The organism is Arthrobacter antibioticus (genome assembly GCF_030063205.1).
Lineage (GTDB): Bacteria > Actinomycetota > Actinomycetes > Actinomycetales > Micrococcaceae > Specibacter.
This window is the reverse complement of record NZ_JASISQ010000001.1, coordinates 1,072,590-1,089,776: the sequence shown is the minus strand read 5'-3', so window position 1 is coordinate 1,089,776 and position 17,187 is coordinate 1,072,590. Positions and strand designations below refer to the sequence as shown.

Genomic DNA, 17,187 nt, shown 5'->3' with positions numbered 1-17,187 from the left:
GCCCAAGGATTCTGGCTCTGGGCCTGTTCGAACTAAGCTGGTCAGGTAGGCCAAGGACGAACCCGCTGCATCCAACCCCGCCAAGGGGAAGAGTGCAGGGTAACCAATCGTCCATGACACAAAGGACAGCAGTGGAAAATTCAGCACTGAACATTGTCGTACTGGTCAAATATGTGCCAGATGCACAGTTTGATCGACACCTCACAGGTGAGGACCACAGCATCGACCGTGGTGAGAGCATCCTGTCAGAATTGGATGAATACGCACTTGAAGCGGCATTGGCTTTGACCGATGCCCGGGGCGGCGCCAAAGGCGGGAACACTGTCACGGCTCTGACACTTGGCCCGGCCTCTGCCGCCGTAGCCGTTAAGAAGTCGTTGCAGATTGGTGCAACGGAGGGTTTGCATGTCAGCGACGAAGCGCTCGCAGGCTCCGATGCCTCAGCCACCTCACTGGCTTTGGCTGCGGCCATCAAATCTCTTGGCCCGGTAGACCTCGTGATCACGGGTATGGCCTCAACCGACGGGGAAACCTCCATCATCCCGGCTCAGCTGGCAGCCCGTCTGGGCCTGGCCCAGATCACCTTCGCCTCGGCACTGGATGTTACGGGCAATACCGTCACAGCCCGCCGTGACGGCGATGACTTCTCAGAAGAGATCCAGGCCGTGTTGCCTGCGCTGGTTTCGGTGACCGATCAAGCCAACGAGCCGCGTTACCCCAACTTCAAGGGCATCATCGCTGCGAAGAAAAAGAAGGTGACAACAGTGTCCCTGGCTGACCTGGGGTTGGCACCATCCGCCGTCGGACATGCCGGGTCATTGACCCAGGTCACCTCGGCAGCAGAACGCCCCGCCCGCACGGCCGGCACTATCATCACTGACTCAGGCGATGCCGGTATCCAATTGGTTGACTTCCTGGCCGCTGCGAAACTGATCTAAGGAACCATTCATGACTGCAATTGTTGTTTACATTGATCAGCTCGATGTCCCGGGCAAGCTTTCAAACACTGTCGCGCAGCTTCTGACCTTGGCTCGTGGCGCCGGTGAACCAGTGGCTGTTGTGGCCGGTCCGGTTGGAGCCGAGGTGTTGGCGGAGCTGGGCGCCTATGGAGTACAGCGGGTGCTGCACTCGGAGCAAGCCGAGCTGGGCGAGTTCCTGGTTGCCCCCAAAGCAGATCTTCTAGCGCAGGCCACCGCTGCTGTCAGCGCCAGCGCCGTACTCCTTGATAACAGTGCTGCCGGAAAGGAAATCGCCGCCCGCACCGGTGTCACACTGAACGCCGGTGTCATTACCGACGCCGTGTCCCTGATGTACGACGGCGAAGCCTTCGTTGCGCACAAGTCTGTCCTTGCCGGGTCCTATAGTGTGCAGGCGCGGGCTACTTCAGCGCTCGGTGTCTTCACTGTCAAGGCGCACGCGGTTGAAGCGAACCCGGCCCCAGAGGCGAGCGTGCCCGCCGTTGAGGTGGTAGACGTGGCTTTTGCCCCGGCCAGTCTGAGTGCCCGAGTGACAGCACGGACACCGCGACCGGCTTCGGGACGGCCCGAACTTGAAGATGCCCGCATTATTGTGGCAGGTGGCCGCGGCGTTGATGGTGACTTCACCCCGATTGAAGAGCTGGCAGATGTTCTTGGAGCTGCTGTGGGTGCCTCACGTGCAGCCACTGATGCAGGCTGGATCTCACACGCCTCCCAGGTTGGTCAGACAGGCAAGAAGGTTGCTCCTGCGCTGTACATTTCTGTTGGTATTTCAGGGGCCATCCAGCAAAAGGCCGGAATGCAGACGTCCAAGCTCATCGTGGCTATTAATAAGGACTCGGAATCTCCGATTTTTGAGATTGCGGATTTCGGCATTGTGGGCGATTTGTTCCAGGTCCTGCCACAAGCCGTTGCAGAGATTAAAAAGCGCAGGGCATGAACGGTGAAGTGCGCAGTGTGTAGCTAGGTTAACTAGCCAACACCAAAACTGCCGTGGTTAGACGCTAAAACGTTTGACCACGGCAGTTTTCTTATGTGTCCAAGATTTCTTGTGTGTCCAAGATTTCTTAGCGGGGGACCGATGCCGTGGCGATCATGGCGTCGGAGTTCATTTCAATGCGCGGGCCCACTGACTGGATGAACTCGCGGCGAACCCTGGCGATCGCCTCAGGATCTCGGGGCAGGAAAGTCCGCCAGCCGCTGCCCATGACAAGGTTCCAGGCCATGGCGTCATCAACTGTCAGTGTGAGGGGATGTGTGGATACTGACACGTCTTCGAAGCCGCGCGCTCCAAGCCACGCGGTTAGTGATTCCACGGTGGCCACGCGTGCCATGTTTTGGTTTGCCAGTGGAACCACGTTGGCCAGGCGTGGACGTTCCTTGATGGCAGCTTCAAAGATGCGTGTGGCGAACGGTTCCAAGGCGCCCTCAATCCACGTGCTTGTCACGAGGCGCCCGCCGGGACGCAACATTGAAGCCAAATGCTCCACTCCTGCCTCCATGTCGGCAAAGAAGAACATGCTGTAGGAGCACAGGACAGCGTCAAAGGTGCGGTGTCCGCGCCATGCTGTGACGTCTGCTTCCGTCAAGGTTGTGTTCAGGATGCCATTCTCGGCCAGGTTGGCAGCGGCAATGCGCAGCAGACCGGTAGAAAGGTCAACGCCGTCCACACTACCTTCGGGGCCCACGGCCAACGCGGCAGGAATGGTGGCCGCACCTGTGCCGCAGCAAGCGTCCAAAACTTTCTCACCCGGCTGCAACATGGCTTCAGTAACCACGCCCCGGCCCATCGGATCCCAGAGTTTCTCTGACCACGCCTCAAATTGCAGTGCACCGTCGGTGAACGCCAAGCCAGGATCGCGAGCGGACATGCATGCCTCCAATTGATGAAATAAATTCTAATGAGCCTTGAGTTATGGCCCGAAAGCTATAGTTGCGGGCCGCCAACAAATTTCGGCTTAGCGCTGTGCGCCGGCGAAGTTGTTTTGGCGCCACGCCTCAAAAACTGCGATCGAGGCTGCATTGGCCAGGTTCAGGGAACGTAATGAGGGAAGCATGGGCAGCCGTACTCTGGCGGTGACGTGCGGATCCTGTTTCACTTCAGCTGGCAGCCCCTCGGATTCGCGGCCAAACATCAGCACATCTCCGGGCTGGTAGGCAATCTCTGTGTAGCTTCTCTCGCCATCGGCAGTGAACGCAAAGACCCGTTCGGGAGCCAGCGCGGCCCACGCCGCTTCGAGACTGGGGTGAACTCTCATCACCGCAAGATCGTGATAATCAAGTCCGGCTCTTCGCAATTTAGCGTCAGAGAAGTCAAAGCCCAAGGGTTCGACAAGGTGCAGCTCGGCACCAGTGATGGCGGCCAACCGGATGGCATTTCCGGTGTTGCCAGGGATCTCAGGGGTCAGGAAAAGGATGCGAAACACTGTTTTATCCTACCGCCAGGCACTAGCCGGTTGTAACCAGAAGGACGCGAAGGGGCTCATTTGAATTTTGGCCCGTTGCGCAGAGGCGGGCTCAGGATGCCTGCTCTAGTACATGCCGCCCAGGAGCCTGTCCAGAACGTGTAAATCAACCACGTTGGGAGAAGGCCCTGAGGCTAAGAAATGCTTGACCTCACGCACAAAACGGGCAGCGTTAGCCACATTGAGCATATTTGAACCATCGGGGTCAGTGCCCTTGGCGTAATCAATAACCGGTTCGAACAGGTTTCCCGTCTTGCTGTGCACACAGACCCAGGCTGTGACATTGCATTCGGGGAAGAGTTCTTGCATCTTGCGTGTGGCGGGGATCAGTTGTGGCGGTGCTGCAACCTTGCCGCCATGGACCAGCATGCTCCCGTCCCAGCGGAAGGCGCCGTCGGGCACCAGCATTGAACCAATGATCGCGATTCGGTACCCCGAAACCAAAACATGATCCAGATAGCCACTGCCCATGGGAGCACTGAGACCGTTGATGAGCCTTGCGGCCGGGATGCCCGGCAGGACCTGCTGCATTATGAGCTGGGCAGTGCGCGCTTCCCGGGCCAGTCGCGACGCCGCACCAAAGACGCCACGTTTTCGCGGTGCACCGTGGACAGGTTGCGCCGCAGTCATCCGTGGCATCAGCGGAGTTTGCTGCTGTGCTGAATTCTCTACTGAACCGCTTGAGGGCTTCTCGTAGGCGGGGATATAAACGGCAGGGTCACCGGCCGTGCGTCGTGTTTCAGGGGCGCGGCGGGTATTGAAAGCCCCAAAACCGTTAGCCGCACCGGCAGCAGTTCCGGCACGCGCGGAAGAGCCCTCCGTTCCTCGAGCGCCGTATGAGCCGGTTCGCGTGCTGGCACCTGCCGAAGTACCCGGGCGGCTTGGCGAACCGTAGGACCTGTCATACGCCTGTCTGCGGACAGGGTCAGAGAGAACCTCGTAGGCTTCTGCAATTTTATGAAAAAGTTCAGGGGCACCGCCCCTGTCGGGGTGGGCAGTCTTGGCTGCTTTGCGGTACGCGATCTTGATCTCTTGCTCCGTGGCAGAACGTGCAAGACCGAGAACTTGATAGTGCGTAAGGAACGTCTCGCCCACGGGTGGCCTTTCGATAGCCCTGTTTTGCCAAGAGTTCAGTCTAGCCGCCGAAGCGCTTTGTCCCCCTCCATGGTGCTGTCTCCCCGGGCCGCTATTCTGGTATCGCTGCTCTTGTGTCGCTGCTCTGGGGCGGCGGTGACTTCAGATGTGGCTGAGGACGGGGCGGGATCTGTACAGTGGATCCTGTGGATCAACCAAAGGGGCCGAAGAAGCAAACACTTGCGGCTACAGGAGTAGCCTTTCTGATGATTGCGGCGCTGACCGGGTGCAGTATTTCGGTTCCTTCCCAGTCCCCTCCCAGCATTGCGCCCTCAGCTGCACCTACCAGCTACGCTCCGCCAACTATTGTTCCCGGGCATGACGCTGCCGCTGTGGCTGGCGCGCCAATGACTTTCGAAGCAGGCAAAACGCTTGTCCCCGGCGTGCCAGTTGGTTTTAGTGACGTGCTGGGCCAGCCACCCCAGGAGTATTCGCAGACACCGGGGCCGCCTGAGTGGAATCTGGTGAAGAACAACGTGGCCGGCCAGACCCAATATACCAACGCTGCGGGCTGCCAAGTAGCGTATTGGATCGCTACCAACCAGGGCCCTCTGATCACTCACGGTGATGACAAATCATCCACACTTGAGTTAATGAAGTACCTCATTCCATCGGTGATGGGAGAATCCTTGCCGGAGGCGCAGCTGCCCTGGGTGGCCGAGGCAGGAAAAGCAGGACCGCCGATTTCCTTCTTGTCCTTCAGCACCAAAGCTGGCAAAGATGCTATGGCAAGCACTGTATGGGGGCGCATGCTCGGAAGTGCTGATACCTCTTTGTTGGTGAGCTTGGCCTGTCCAACAGATGAATTGTTGGCAGCCACCACACCCAAGGTGATGGCAAAATTATCGGTTGCCCCGCCGTCGAACTAGCCGGCGCGCCGGGGAGTTCACTGGCGGCTAAAGCTGGTTCGCCGCAGCTTGATGCTAAGAAGCCGGGGGCTGCTGCGAGTCGTGGCTTACGTAGCGCAGGAACAGCATTGAGTCAGCTTTGAGAACCCTTGTCAACGTCATATCAGCGCTTGCCACGGGTTGACTTTTAGGCACACCGCCTTCGCCGCTAGTATCAGAATCCCGGTCGGCCCCGTGCGCGATTCGCCCGGCTGACCCGCCCACCAGGAGCGGAGAGACAGTCAAGGAAAGCTCATCCACTTTTCCGGCTTTAGCGAAGGTATTGAGCAGAGTCGGTCCGCCCTCGGAGTGGATTTTTTTAAATCCTCGCTCGGCAAGTGCAGAAATGATCAGTTCCACCTCGAGGGCATCCTTGCCCACCATGACCAGATCGGCCACCTTGGACAGGGCGTTTTTGCTTTCTTGCGGGGCAGACTCAAGTGTCAAAACTAACGGGCGAACGGGTGCCCTGGTGAACACTTCAAGACCGGGATTCAAATTTAGAGAACCAGAAACAATCGCCAAGGGTGGGTGCTCCGAGAGCCAGTTCTCCGCACGCCACTTTTGTGCCGACTCGCTCAGCAATTGACCGCCATAACCTTCTACCCTGATGGTTTGAGCACCCACCAAAATAACATCCGCGGTTTGCCGTAACAATGAAAAAATACGTTGGTCCCACGCATTTCCCAGTTTCCCTGAGACGCCATCCATGGAAGCGGCACCATCAATACTGGCAATAAAGTTAAAGCTCACCCATGGTTTGCCACGCAGGCGTCCTTCCGGAGGTGGCGCTAGCAGTTCCTGCTCCAGATCTGCTCCGGAGAGAATCGAGGGGGTGGGGAAGATCCGCTCAATCATGAAAATCTCCTTAGTGACTTGGCTACTTTGCTATTTGGCTACTTGGCTACTGGGCGATCGGGCGGGCCGGCTGATTGGCCTCGCCCATATTGTGCAGAAGATACGCCGGTTCCCGCCAACCCAAAATTGTTTCGGTCATGCCGATGGCTGAGCTGGCCGCAGCAACATTGTGCATTCGCAGAATCCTTGCGCCACCTAAAATGCAAATGACGCCAGCCGCCAAGGAGCCTTCAAGGCGCTCCGTCTTTGCTTGGTTGAGACTTTCGCCGATAAAATCTTTGTTGGACACGGCGGCCAGAGCCGGAAATCCTAAAGCGGCGATTTCGTTGAAGCGGCGCGTAATCTCAAGGGTGTGCAGGGTGTTCTTATTGAGGTCATGGCCGGGGTCAATGATGATCTTCTCGGCAGGGACACCCAACGAAAGGGCAAGCTCAACCCGCTCGGCTAAGAACGCCGCAACCTCACTAACAACGTCGTTGTAGTAGGGCCGCGGGTACACGGTACGCGGCTTGGCCAGTGAATGGGTGATGACTAAATGTGCGCCAGATTCTGCCACCACCGATGCCAGCTCCGGGTTGGAGAGACCGGTGGTGTCGTTAATGACGTTGGCGCCTGCCGCAATACTGCGGGCAGCCACTTCAGGCAAAAACGTGTCAACTGAAATGATCACATCACTTGCCGCCGCCACGGCAGCAATCACCGGAACCACCCGCTCACTTTCTTCCTCAGCACTCAAAGCAGGCCCGGGAGCAAAGGGAACGCCGCCAATATCAACCCAATCGGCTCCGTCTCGCACCGCCGCAAGCGAAGCGTTAACCGCGGCATCCAACGCAAACGTGGTCCCGCCGTCGTAGAAGGAATCAGGGGTGCGGTTGATGATGGCCATCAGGGCCACCTGCCGACTGAAATCGATGGTGCGTGGTCCAAAATGATGGATGGGATGCAAGAGCTCCGGGGTATAAAACGGCGCTGCTGTTGCGGGGGCTTCCGGCGTTGCGGAGGTCCTCGTAGTTGCCATCAAATGTCCTCAATAGCAGTGTGTTCATCAGCCAGCTGGACTTTGTTCACCGTGCGCGCTGAGATGATGAGGTCCTTGATGGCATCCTGGACATCCCAAACGTTTACGTTCATGCCGGCAACAACGCGGCCTTCAAGTAGCCAGAAAGCAACAAACTCGCGCTTTTCCAAGCTCCCGCGGATGACGAGTTCGGCATCCTTGGTCAGGGCTCCAAAGCCGGAATACTCCATGCCCAAATCAAACTGATCAGTATAGAAGTAGGGGATGTCGTCAAGGACGGCGTTCTGACCCAGCATTGATTTAGCCGCAACTTTGCCACTGGCAATGGCGTTGGCCCAGTGCTCGGAGCGGGCGTAGGCTCCGGTGACCGGGTGCAGGGAGTTGGCCACATCGCCTGCGGCAAATACATCCGCTGCGGAAGTTTGCAGGCTGGCTGTGACCTCGATCCCGTTGTTGATTGTTAATCCGGCGTCCTTGGCCAACCCTGTGTTGGGGACCACGCCCACAGCCACAATGACAATGTCAGCTGGCAGCGTCACACCTGTGTTGGTCAGAACTGAGGTCACGGCACCGTCACTGCCTTGAATTTTCTCCGCGGTGGCAGGCAGTTCAAAGCGCACGCCGGCTTCCTTTTGCCTGTTGGTGAAGACAGCACCCAACGTGGAGCCAATGGCAGTTGATAGTGGAACATCTTCCAGACCAAGCAATGCCACATGGTTGCCGAGTTCTGTTGCTGTGGCGGCAATTTCCATGCCAATCCAGCCTGAGCCAATCATTACTACATTCTTGTTTCCGGCAGTGAACAGCTCCTTCATGGCAACGCTGTCTGCCTTGGTTCTGAACGTGTAAACACCCTTGAGGTCAACGCCAGGGAAGGGGATATGACGCGGTGCGGCCCCTGTTGCCAGAAGCACCTTGTCATAGGCAAGCGTGGTTCCATCGGCGAGGGTGACGGTGTGGGCTTGGGGATCCAGTGCAGTTGCTGCAGTTCCTTTCAGAAGCGTGACATTGTGTTCGGGATACCAGCTGGCGGGAAGCGGCAGCAACGAGTCAGCGTCCTCTTTGCCGGCCAGGAAACCCTTGGAAAGCGGCGGACGCTGGTAGGGGGTTTCCGGTTCGTCCGCCACGATTGTCACAGCACCGGCATAGCCTTCTTTGCGCAGCGTTTCCGCAGCGGTGGCCGCTGTGAGGCCACCGCCGATGATCACCATACCCGCATTCGGGGTGGGGGAATCGGTGGCTGAATCGGTGGGGGATGAGGTGCTGGGTGAGGTGGTCATGATCGAAACTCTTTCCGGTGGAAATTTATGTCTCTTAGATAAAACTTGGTGAAAACTAATGCTCTTAAATCAGCCCCGCATCTGCCAGTGGCCAGAAGAGCATTACTGCGGGAACTGCCCGCGCAATGGCCCGTCCTGGGATAACAAGCCAGTGAAAACCGATGTGCGGGTGGTGGTGCCGGAGGTTTGCACCCCGCGCAACGACATGCACATGTGCTCCGCCTCCATGACTACGCCTACTCCGCGGGGCGCCAAGGTGTCCTCGAGCCAGTCTGCCACCTGCTGGGTGAGTCGTTCTTGGACCTGCAGATCCCGGGAGAAGAGCTCAACACCGCGGGCCATCTTGGACAGGCCAAAAAGACGATCCCCTGGCAGGTAGCCCACGTGAGCCACACCCCGGAACGGCAGCAAGTGGTGCTGGCACAATGAATGGAAGGGAATGTCCTTCACCAGCACTAGACCTTGGTATCCGTCGTCATTGGGAAATGTGGTCCATGTTGTTTCGCGAGGGGTCAGCATTTCTGCGTAGGCGGCTGCCACCCGGCGGGGAGTGTCCAAGAGGTGAGGATCGGTTTCATCACGGCCCAGTGCCCGCAGGAATTCGGCAATGGCGGCCTGAGCACGCGGCAGATCAATGGAAGATGGGCCCACTAACGACTCGGCATCGTCGTAAGTGAGCAGATCTGGGAGGGAAGCACTGGAGATGGACATTTCCAAACCTTTCTAAAGCTTGTATTATTGACTTTAGAAGCGCAGACTCAAAGCGTCAAGTAAGTCCAAACAATACTTAACCTGCCATGCAGCGGAGCATGCACTGGCAAGAGAGCACAAGGCCAGCGGTCATGAACAACGCGGAGCAAACCCCCTCCACTCTCCTCACAGCCAAGCATCTTGGCGCCAACACCACAAGCGCCAACACCACAAGGGCCAAGCTTGACGACGCGCAGCGCCTGCAAGCCGTGGCATCACTGGGGGACCCTATTCGCAGAACAGTGTTTGAGCTGGTGCGCGATTCCGGAGAAGCTCTTAGCCGCGATGACTGCGCGGAGCAGCTGGAACTACCCAAGAGCACCATCCGTGCGCACCTTGACCGGTTGGTGGATGAGCACTTGCTACTCGTAGAGTTTCGCAAAGTGGGCGCTAAGACCGGGCCAGGTTCGGGACGGCCCACCAAGCTGTACACAGTGGCGCAGAGCGAGGTTAGCGCCTCCGTTCCACCGCGGCACTATGATCTTGCCGCAGGCGTGCTTGCTGCAGCTGTCCAGCACTGCATTGATACAGGGATCGGTATTGCTGCAGCCCTGGTAGAAGTTGCCTTCGAGGAGGGTCGCCGTTTAGGGGCTGAATCCGGGAATATCCATCAATTACTGGCCGCCACGGGATACAGCCCCGAGCCAGACGGTGCCGGCGGCACCATTATGGCCAACTGCCCGTTTCATAGCCTGTCCAAAGCTCATACCAACGTTGTCTGCTCACTCAACGGCTCGCTGCTCAGCGGCGCTCTAGAGGGATGCGCGGACACCTGTCACGACCTGGCGCCAGATGCAGAAATCTCTCACTGCTGTGCCCGGCTCGTTCCCAGGGCTTAGAGTGCGGCGGCTTAGAGTGCGGCGCCCACCACCGAGGTAATGGATGCGCTCTGGAACCATGGAATCGCCAGGGTTAGTTGAGTCCACGGGCGCCTGTAGGGTGAGCCCATGGAACAGGTTGATGGAAGCACCGGCCAGTGGATCGCTGACGCTTTGGAGCGGTACCTGAACAAGGAACGCTATGAACAGTGGATTGGCACCGTCGCGGCAACCCTTCCCGAGCATTTCCAGGCTTATGCCCGGATCCTGCACAGAGTCAACGTGGGCCAAATACCGGTTCTGCGGTGGGCTGATGTTGCTGCGGAAAAGAAAACGCTTGTTCATCCCGAGGTGCAGTTCCACTCAATGGCACGGACCGGCCTTTACAAATCGATGGTGATCAATGGGGTGGATTTGACCCTGGTGTCACCGAAGGAGTTCCTTGTGCCAAAGCTGGGAAGCTCAATGTAGCTCACGGACTGCGGCAGTATTTTGTGTTTCACGGCACGAGCGTTGATTTGGCCAACCCGCCGTGGTTCGATACGTGGCTTGACGGCGATGGTGGCTCTAACTTTCAAACCGCCAACCTGGCTTGGCCAGCGGATAGGTCCTGGTGCACGGCCACGGAGATCGACTTTGACTCCACCCTGGTGGGCGGCACAGCAGAGCTCATCGCGGCGATCATCACGTCACCGGATTTGGAGGCACTAGAGGTGGGGGCCGCTACGAGCCTGGGGTTCAAAGCAGACACCATCAACGGTTCACAGCAATAAAAGTCCACATGATTGCCCTTCGAGGAACAAAGGGTAAGGGTACAACGCCGCGGAAACTGGCATCGGCCTCGTGGCGTAGAATTGTTCTGTGCCCGTGTACCTTGATCACGCGGCGACCACGCCTATCTCGGCCCCTGCCCTCGCCGCACTCACCTCCGTTATTGCCCGTAGCGGCAATCCGTCATCACTGCATGGCTCCGGCCGCCGCGCCCGTGCAACCGTCGAAGCCGCCCGGGAAACCATCGCCAAGGCTGCCGGCGCCCACCCCACGGAGGTGATCTTCACCTCCGGTGGCACCGAGGCTGACAACCTTGCTGTCAAGGGTTTGTATTGGGCACGTAACGGCGCCGAACCGCAGCGCACTCGTATTCTTGTCTCAAGCGTGGAACATGCAGCCGTCCAGGACACCGTGGAGTGGCTAGCTGCGCATGAGGGTGCTCACGCCGTCTGGCTACCCGTGGATAGCAATGGCAGGATCCTGATGGATGCCTTGGAAAAGGAGCTGGACCGCGGCGGTGCGGACTCGGTTGCGCTGCTTACCTGCATGTGGGCCAACAATGAGGTTGGCACTGTTCAGCCGATTGCCGAGATTGTGGCGCTCGCAAAGAAATATGGCATCCCCGTTCATTCGGACGCCGTCCAGGCTTTCGGCTCCATCGCTGTGAACTTCAAGGACTCCGGCCTGGCCGCCATGTCCATCAGTGGCCACAAAATTGGTGGCCCTGTTGGTGTTGGTGCGTTGCTGCTGGGCCGTGCCGTGAAACTGACAGCTGTCCAGCACGGCGGGGGACAGGAACGCTCGGTTCGCTCCGGCACGCTGGATACGGCCGGTATAGCGGCCTTCGCGGCAGCAGCCCAGGACGTCACCAGCAACTTGGAAACAGAAAACGCGCGCATTGGCGGACTTCGCAACCGAATCATATCCGCTGTCCGTGCAGCCGTTCCGGAGGCGGTGCTCCGCGGCCCTGACCCGATGGATGACCCGGCTCAGCGGCTCCCGGGAAACGCGCATTTCACTTTCCCTGGCTGCGAGGGAGATTCGCTACTGTTCCTACTCGATATGGCTGGGATAGAATCCTCCACCGGCTCGGCCTGCACAGCCGGGGTGCCTCGACCCTCGCACGTACTCCTGGCCATGGGTTTGGATGAGAATACGGCCCGTGGGGCACAACGCTTTAGTTTGGGGCATACATCGTGCCCGGGAGACGTTGACGCCTTTGTGGCGGCTCTGCCAGACGCCCATGCGCGAGCAAAAACGGCCGGGATGGCTGGGCATCAATCCTCCATCCAAACCGCCAGCACACAGTAATTAAAACCGGTAATCACACCTGCTGCACCAACAACGGCAGCTGTACCAAATTGATTTGATTTTTTTGCGCCAATGGAAAGGTATGTAATGCGAGTATTGGCAGCCATGAGTGGCGGGGTTGACTCCGCCGTAGCCGCAGCCCGGGCCGTAGATGCCGGGCATGACGTGGTTGGCGTCCACCTGGCCCTCTCACGGATGCCGGGCACCTTGCGGACCGGCAGTCGAGGTTGTTGCACTGTGGAGGACTCCAATGATGCGTGGCGTGCCTGCGACCTGTTGGGCATTCCCTATTACGTCTGGGACTTCTCCGAGCGCTTCAAGGAGGATGTGGTTCAGGACTTCATCGACGAGTACGCCGCCGGGCGTACCCCTAATCCCTGCATGCGCTGCAATGAACGGATCAAGTTCGCTGCTCTGCTGGAAAAGGCCATAGCGCTGGGCTTCGACGCCGTTTGCACCGGCCACTATGCCAAGGTCATCACCAACGCCGACGGGAGTCCGGAACTCCACCGCGCCGCAGATTGGGCTAAGGACCAGAGCTATGTGCTCGGTGTGCTGACCCATGAGCAACTTAAACACTCCATGTTCCCGCTTGCCGATACCCCCTCCAAGGCAGAGGTGCGCGCCGAAGCCGAGGCCCGTGGTTTGTCAGTGGCGAAGAAGCCTGACAGCCATGACATTTGCTTCATTCCAGATGGGGACACCGCCGGATGGTTGGCTGAAAAAATTGAAATGAGCGACGGTGATGTTGTTGATGAAAGTGGTGCCAAGGTTGGCGGCCACACCGGCTCCAACCAGTTCACCGTAGGCCAGCGTCGCGGGCTTAAACTCGGCACCCCCGCCGCTGATGGCAAGCCTCGCTTTGTGCTTGAAATCCGGCCCAAGGAAAATAAAGTTATTGTGGGCCCGCATGCGTTGCTGGCCATTGAGGCGATCCAAGGAATCAAGGTTTCTTGGGCCGGGCTGCCCATTGCCGAGGTCGCCACTGGCGCCGAATTCGATTGTTACGCCCAGGTCCGTGCGCATGGCGACCCCGTGCCTGCCCGCGCTTTTGTCACTGAAGTGATGGACGACGGCGTGTCCCGCCAGGTCCTGGATGTCACCTTGGTCGAGCCGTTACGCGGTGTGGCGCCGGGTCAGACGATCGTGCTGTACCAGGGAACACGGGTGTTGGGGCAGGCAACTATCGACACGGCGAGGTCATTGGCACGGCCGCAATTGCCGTAGCGCTCCGGGCGCTTGTGGTGCTGGCGTAAGCTTCCCTTAAAAGGTGACTTGCCACACGGAAGGTTTACACAATGCCCCCGCATACAATTCCCAACCCGCTGCAATTTTTGGAAAGTGCGCTTAATCAGTGCGCCGAAACCATCAGCGCCATCTCCTCAAACCAGGCAGACTGGCCTACTCCATGCGTTGATTGGAGTGTTCAGGATCTCCTGCACCACCTTGTGGTGCAGGACCTGCACAAATTCACCATCATGGCTCGCGGGCACAACGTTGACCCACCAAACCCCGAAGCAATGTTCGGCGCCGATTGGTCCACGCGTTTTAGCGATGGAGCCACACTGCTAATGCGGGCTTGGTCTAGCGCCGACCTCAGCGCCCAAGTGGCTTTGCCGGGTGGCGGAGAAGCACCCTTGCGCAGCCGTATCGGCCTGCAAATATCCGAATTTACCGTCCATGCCTGGGACCTGGTGAAAGCTACAGGTGTGCCCATCATTTTAGACCCTGTCCTTGCCGATCAGTCGCTCGCGTGGGCCCAGCGGATGCTCAAACCAGAGTACCGAGACGTTGAGAGAGGAATTGGGCCGGAGGTTCGAGTCCCCGTCGCAGCCGACCCTTATGCAAGGCTCGCAGGCTGGTTTGGTCGCAGTCCGTACTTTAAAGCCGGACCGCGTGCAGCCTCGCTTAGGTAACCTTCTGGTTGCAACTTTGGATTTGATGCAATCTGGCGTAACAAAGTCTGGTAAATGTTGACTATCAAAGATATGAGCCGGGTCACACAATGACGTGTGGCCTGTTCCATGTTTGGCACAAGAGAAAGTTTGTTGATGGTTAAGAATAAATTTGGATTCAAATCGGTCATTGCCGTCGCCGGTGTTTCCGTCTTGGCGATGACGGCATGCACCGGACCCGCTGCCAATGATGGCGGCTCCGAAAGTGGGGGCTCCTCAACCGGCGCTCCGGTAGTTGTTGGTACCACCGACAAAACCACCTTCCTGGACCCGGCCGCTTCCTACGACAATGGTTCGTTTATGGTCATGAACCAGATCTACCCCTTCGTGCTGAACTCAGCCGCGGGAAGCGCGGACCCCAAGCCTGACTTGGCGGAATCGGCGTCGTTCACGTCTCCTACCGAATACACAGTGAAGCTCAAGACCGGCCTGAAGTGGGCCAACGGCTCCGAACTTGATTCCAAAGATGTGAAGTTCTCCTTCGATCGCCAGTTGAAGATCAATGACGTCAACGGGCCCGCAACGCTGCTTGCAAACCTGGACAGCGTTGAAGCCCCGGATGCCACCACAGTGGTGTTCAAGCTCAAGCTCGGCAACGATCAGACTTTCCCGCAGGTGCTGACCAGCCCGGCCGGACCCATTGTGGATGATTCTGTGTTCAGTGCTGACGCTGTCACCACGGATGAAGACATCATCAAGGGCAAGGCGTTTGGTGGCCAGTTCACCATTGACACGTTCAAGAAGAACGAGCTCATCTCCTTCAAAAAGAACCCGGACTACAAGGGTTTGCTGGGTGCAGCCAAGTCCGATTCAGTCATCATGAAGTACTTTGCCGATTCCAATAACCTCAAACTTGAAGTTGAGAAAGGTGGCATCGATGTTGCGTGGCGCTCCCTGACAGCAACGGACATCGACAGCCTCAAGACCAAGAAAAATGTCAAGGTTGATATTGGCCCCGGTGGCGAAATCCGCTACATCGTCTTTAACTTTGACACCATGCCGTTTGGTGCCAAGACGGCCAACGCCGATCCGGCCAAATCACTGGCAGTGCGCCAGGCCATGGCAGACTCGGTTGACCGTGCAGCGATCGCTGACCAGGTTTACAAGGGCACTTACCTGCCGTTGTACTCCTACGTACCGGCAGGTTTCACCGGGGCCATTGAGCCGTTGAAGGAAGTCTACGGAGACGGCAATGGCGGCCCCGATGTGGACAAGGCTACAAAGGCTCTCGCCGATGCTGGCGTGGAAACTCCTGTGACTTTGGACCTGCAGTACAACCCTGACCACTACGGTTCTTCTTCAGGAGATGAGTACGCTGCCATCAAGGCACAGCTCGAGGCAACCAAGTTGTTCAAGGTAAATCTGCAGTCCACGGAGTGGGTTTCCTATTCCAAGCAGCGTACAGCTGACGCCTATCCCATGTACCAGTTGGGTTGGTTCCCGGACTATTCCGACGCTGATAACTACTTGACGCCGTTCTTCAGCACGGATAACTTCTTGAAGAACCATTACAGCAATACCGCTGTCCAGGACATGATCACCGAACAGCTGACCACTAATGATGAAGCAAAGCGCACCAAGCTGATTGAGGATATTCAGACCGCCGAGGCCAAGGACCTTTCCACACTGCCTCTGTTGCAGGGTGCTCAGGTTGCCGTCTCCGGTGTTGATGTCAAGGGCACCAAGGACACCTTGGATGCATCGTTCAAGTTCCGTTTGGGCGTTCTGTCTAAATAATGCCAGCCATGCATTCATAGGCACTTGGCGCAAGGGCGGGGCTTTCTGCAAAGGATGCCCCGCCTTTTTCACGAACCGTTCCTGCACGGAACTACATGGAAGCCCTGGCTCTGTGCATAAAAAGAAATAGGCGTACATGACCGCAATGATTGACCTGCCGGCGGAAGAACCCGCCGCGTTGGTACCCAGAAGCAAGAAGTCAGGCGGTGGCCTGGGCAAATACCTTGCCGTCCGCTTTGTCCTGATTTTCCCCACCATTTTTATTCTCGTCACCATGGTCTTTTTCCTGATGCGGCTCACAGGTGATCCCATCACGGCCGCATTGGGTGGACGCTTACCACCTGATCAGCTGGAAGCCCGCATTCATGAGGCCGGTTATGACCGGCCACTTTTTGTGCAGTATTTCGAATACTTGGGACAAATCGCCACAGGCAACTTTGGCCGCACTATCTCTGATAATCAGGAGATCAGCCAGATGCTGGCCACTTACGGCTCGGCAACTCTTGAACTCGCCTTCAACTCTTTGATCGTGGCCCTAGCCATCGGTATCCCGTTGGGCATGCTGGCAGCGTACAAGCGTGACAAGTGGCACGACGCTATTTTGCGTGTCCTGGCTATTTCCTTCTACGCCACCCCGGTCTTCTTCGCCGGGCTGTTGCTGAAACTGCTCTTCTCCGTCTGGTTGGACTGGTTCCCTGTGGCCGGTAGAGCTAACATCTCCACCGAAATTTATATGACCCAACTTCAATCTCCTACGGGAATCTATTGGATAGATGCCCTGCGCAGCGGAAATATGGACGCTTTTTGGGATGTGGCACAGCATTCAGTACTGCCCGCTGTTGCATTGGGTTTCCTGACAGCCGGAATTTTCTTGCGCCTGGTTCGTACCAACGTCATCGGCACGCTCAGCAAGGATTACGTTGAGGCCGGACGCTCCCGCGGCGTCAGCGAATACCGTTTGCTGACCAAGCATGCTTACAAGCCGGCGTTGATCCCCATCATCACCGTCATGGGCTTGCAGATTGCACTCCTGTTGGGAGGGGCGGTGCTGACAGAAACCACTTTCGAGTGGAAGGGGCTGGGGTTCCAGCTGGCCCACTACCTCACGGCGCGTGACTTCGTGGCAGTCCAGGGCATCGTGGCCCTGCTCGCCGTCATCGTGGCCCTGACCAACTTCATTGTGGATGTCATCGCCGCGCTCATTGACCCGAGGGTGAGGTACTAAA

The 17,187-nt window shown here is 57.8% G+C and carries 18 protein-coding genes; 11 read left to right on the top strand and 7 right to left on the bottom strand.

Annotation, left to right across the window (positions count from 1 at the left end):
* Positions 1 to 113 precede the first annotated feature (113 nt).
* Both QMG40_RS04975 and QMG40_RS04970 read left to right on the top strand, forming a co-directional pair.
* Positions 114 to 938: an electron transfer flavoprotein subunit beta/FixA family protein gene (locus tag QMG40_RS04975; protein ID WP_283528503.1), complete on the top strand. Its 825-nt coding sequence runs from the start codon at positions 114 to 116 to the stop codon at positions 936 to 938.
* Positions 939 to 948: 10 nt separating this feature from the next.
* Entirely contained in the window at positions 949 to 1,917 is a 969-nt protein-coding gene (locus QMG40_RS04970) for an electron transfer flavoprotein subunit alpha/FixB family protein (protein WP_283528500.1), read from the top strand.
* A gap of 127 nt (positions 1,918 to 2,044) precedes the next feature.
* On the opposite strand, the gene QMG40_RS04965 is transcribed toward QMG40_RS04970, so the two are convergent.
* From QMG40_RS04965 to QMG40_RS04955, 3 genes are all read right to left on the bottom strand, one after another.
* On the bottom strand, positions 2,045 to 2,848 hold the full coding sequence (locus tag QMG40_RS04965) for a class I SAM-dependent methyltransferase (protein ID WP_283528498.1): 804 nt from the start codon (positions 2,846 to 2,848) through the stop codon (positions 2,045 to 2,047).
* Between the two features lie 87 nt (positions 2,849 to 2,935).
* Positions 2,936 to 3,403: a tRNA (cytidine(34)-2'-O)-methyltransferase gene (locus QMG40_RS04960; RefSeq protein ID WP_283528496.1), complete on the bottom strand. Its 468-nt coding sequence runs from the start codon at positions 3,401 to 3,403 to the stop codon at positions 2,936 to 2,938.
* A 105-nt stretch (positions 3,404 to 3,508) separates the two neighbouring features.
* The gene (locus QMG40_RS04955; protein ID WP_283528493.1) at positions 3,509 to 4,537 is read right to left on the bottom strand and encodes a J domain-containing protein; all 1,029 of its coding nucleotides are present in this window, start codon (positions 4,535 to 4,537) and stop codon (positions 3,509 to 3,511) included.
* Between the two features lie 185 nt (positions 4,538 to 4,722).
* On the opposite strand from QMG40_RS04955, the gene QMG40_RS04950 reads away from it, so the two are divergent.
* Positions 4,723 to 5,445: a hypothetical protein gene (locus tag QMG40_RS04950; protein ID WP_283528491.1), complete on the top strand. Its 723-nt coding sequence runs from the start codon at positions 4,723 to 4,725 to the stop codon at positions 5,443 to 5,445.
* A 54-nt stretch (positions 5,446 to 5,499) separates the two neighbouring features.
* Here the strand turns inward: QMG40_RS04950 and QMG40_RS04945 are convergent, their stop codons facing one another.
* From QMG40_RS04945 to folE, 4 genes are all read right to left on the bottom strand, one after another.
* Positions 5,500 to 6,321: a pyrimidine reductase family protein gene (locus tag QMG40_RS04945; RefSeq protein WP_283528489.1), complete on the bottom strand. Its 822-nt coding sequence runs from the start codon at positions 6,319 to 6,321 to the stop codon at positions 5,500 to 5,502.
* A 46-nt stretch (positions 6,322 to 6,367) separates the two neighbouring features.
* Positions 6,368 to 7,339 (bottom strand): dihydropteroate synthase, encoded by a 972-nt coding sequence (gene folP / locus QMG40_RS04940; RefSeq protein WP_283528487.1) that lies wholly within the window; start codon positions 7,337 to 7,339, stop codon positions 6,368 to 6,370.
* Positions 7,339 to 8,619, bottom strand: a complete 1,281-nt coding sequence (locus QMG40_RS04935; RefSeq protein ID WP_283528484.1) for an NAD(P)/FAD-dependent oxidoreductase — start codon at positions 8,617 to 8,619, stop codon at positions 7,339 to 7,341. Before QMG40_RS04935 ends, folP begins: the two co-directional genes overlap by 1 nt.
* 102 nt (positions 8,620 to 8,721) lie before the next feature.
* Entirely contained in the window at positions 8,722 to 9,330 is a 609-nt protein-coding gene (folE, locus tag QMG40_RS04930; RefSeq protein ID WP_283528482.1) for a GTP cyclohydrolase I, read from the bottom strand.
* 131 nt (positions 9,331 to 9,461) lie between these two features.
* Between folE and QMG40_RS04925 the strand changes: the two genes are divergently transcribed.
* The 8 genes from QMG40_RS04925 (at position 9,462) to QMG40_RS04890 (ending at position 17,186) form a co-directional block, all read left to right on the top strand.
* Entirely contained in the window at positions 9,462 to 10,208 is a 747-nt protein-coding gene (locus QMG40_RS04925; protein ID WP_283528479.1) for a helix-turn-helix transcriptional regulator, read from the top strand.
* 108 nt (positions 10,209 to 10,316) lie between these two features.
* Positions 10,317 to 10,658 (top strand): hypothetical protein, encoded by a 342-nt coding sequence (locus QMG40_RS04920; RefSeq protein ID WP_283528478.1) that lies wholly within the window; start codon positions 10,317 to 10,319, stop codon positions 10,656 to 10,658.
* A gap of 23 nt (positions 10,659 to 10,681) precedes the next feature.
* A complete protein-coding gene (locus QMG40_RS04915; RefSeq protein ID WP_283528476.1) occupies positions 10,682 to 10,960 on the top strand; it encodes a hypothetical protein in 279 nt (92 codons plus the stop codon).
* An 88-nt stretch (positions 10,961 to 11,048) separates the two neighbouring features.
* On the top strand, positions 11,049 to 12,269 hold the full coding sequence (locus QMG40_RS04910; protein WP_283528474.1) for a cysteine desulfurase family protein: 1,221 nt from the start codon (positions 11,049 to 11,051) through the stop codon (positions 12,267 to 12,269).
* An 87-nt stretch (positions 12,270 to 12,356) separates the two neighbouring features.
* Positions 12,357 to 13,496: a tRNA 2-thiouridine(34) synthase MnmA gene (mnmA, locus tag QMG40_RS04905; protein ID WP_283528472.1), complete on the top strand. Its 1,140-nt coding sequence runs from the start codon at positions 12,357 to 12,359 to the stop codon at positions 13,494 to 13,496.
* 71 nt (positions 13,497 to 13,567) lie between these two features.
* Entirely contained in the window at positions 13,568 to 14,185 is a 618-nt protein-coding gene (locus QMG40_RS04900; RefSeq protein ID WP_283528470.1) for a TIGR03086 family metal-binding protein, read from the top strand.
* A gap of 135 nt (positions 14,186 to 14,320) precedes the next feature.
* Entirely contained in the window at positions 14,321 to 15,961 is a 1,641-nt protein-coding gene (locus QMG40_RS04895) for an ABC transporter substrate-binding protein (protein ID WP_283528468.1), read from the top strand.
* 136 nt (positions 15,962 to 16,097) lie between these two features.
* Positions 16,098 to 17,186: an ABC transporter permease gene (locus QMG40_RS04890; RefSeq protein WP_283528466.1), complete on the top strand. Its 1,089-nt coding sequence runs from the start codon at positions 16,098 to 16,100 to the stop codon at positions 17,184 to 17,186.
* Position 17,187: the final 1 nt, after the last annotated feature.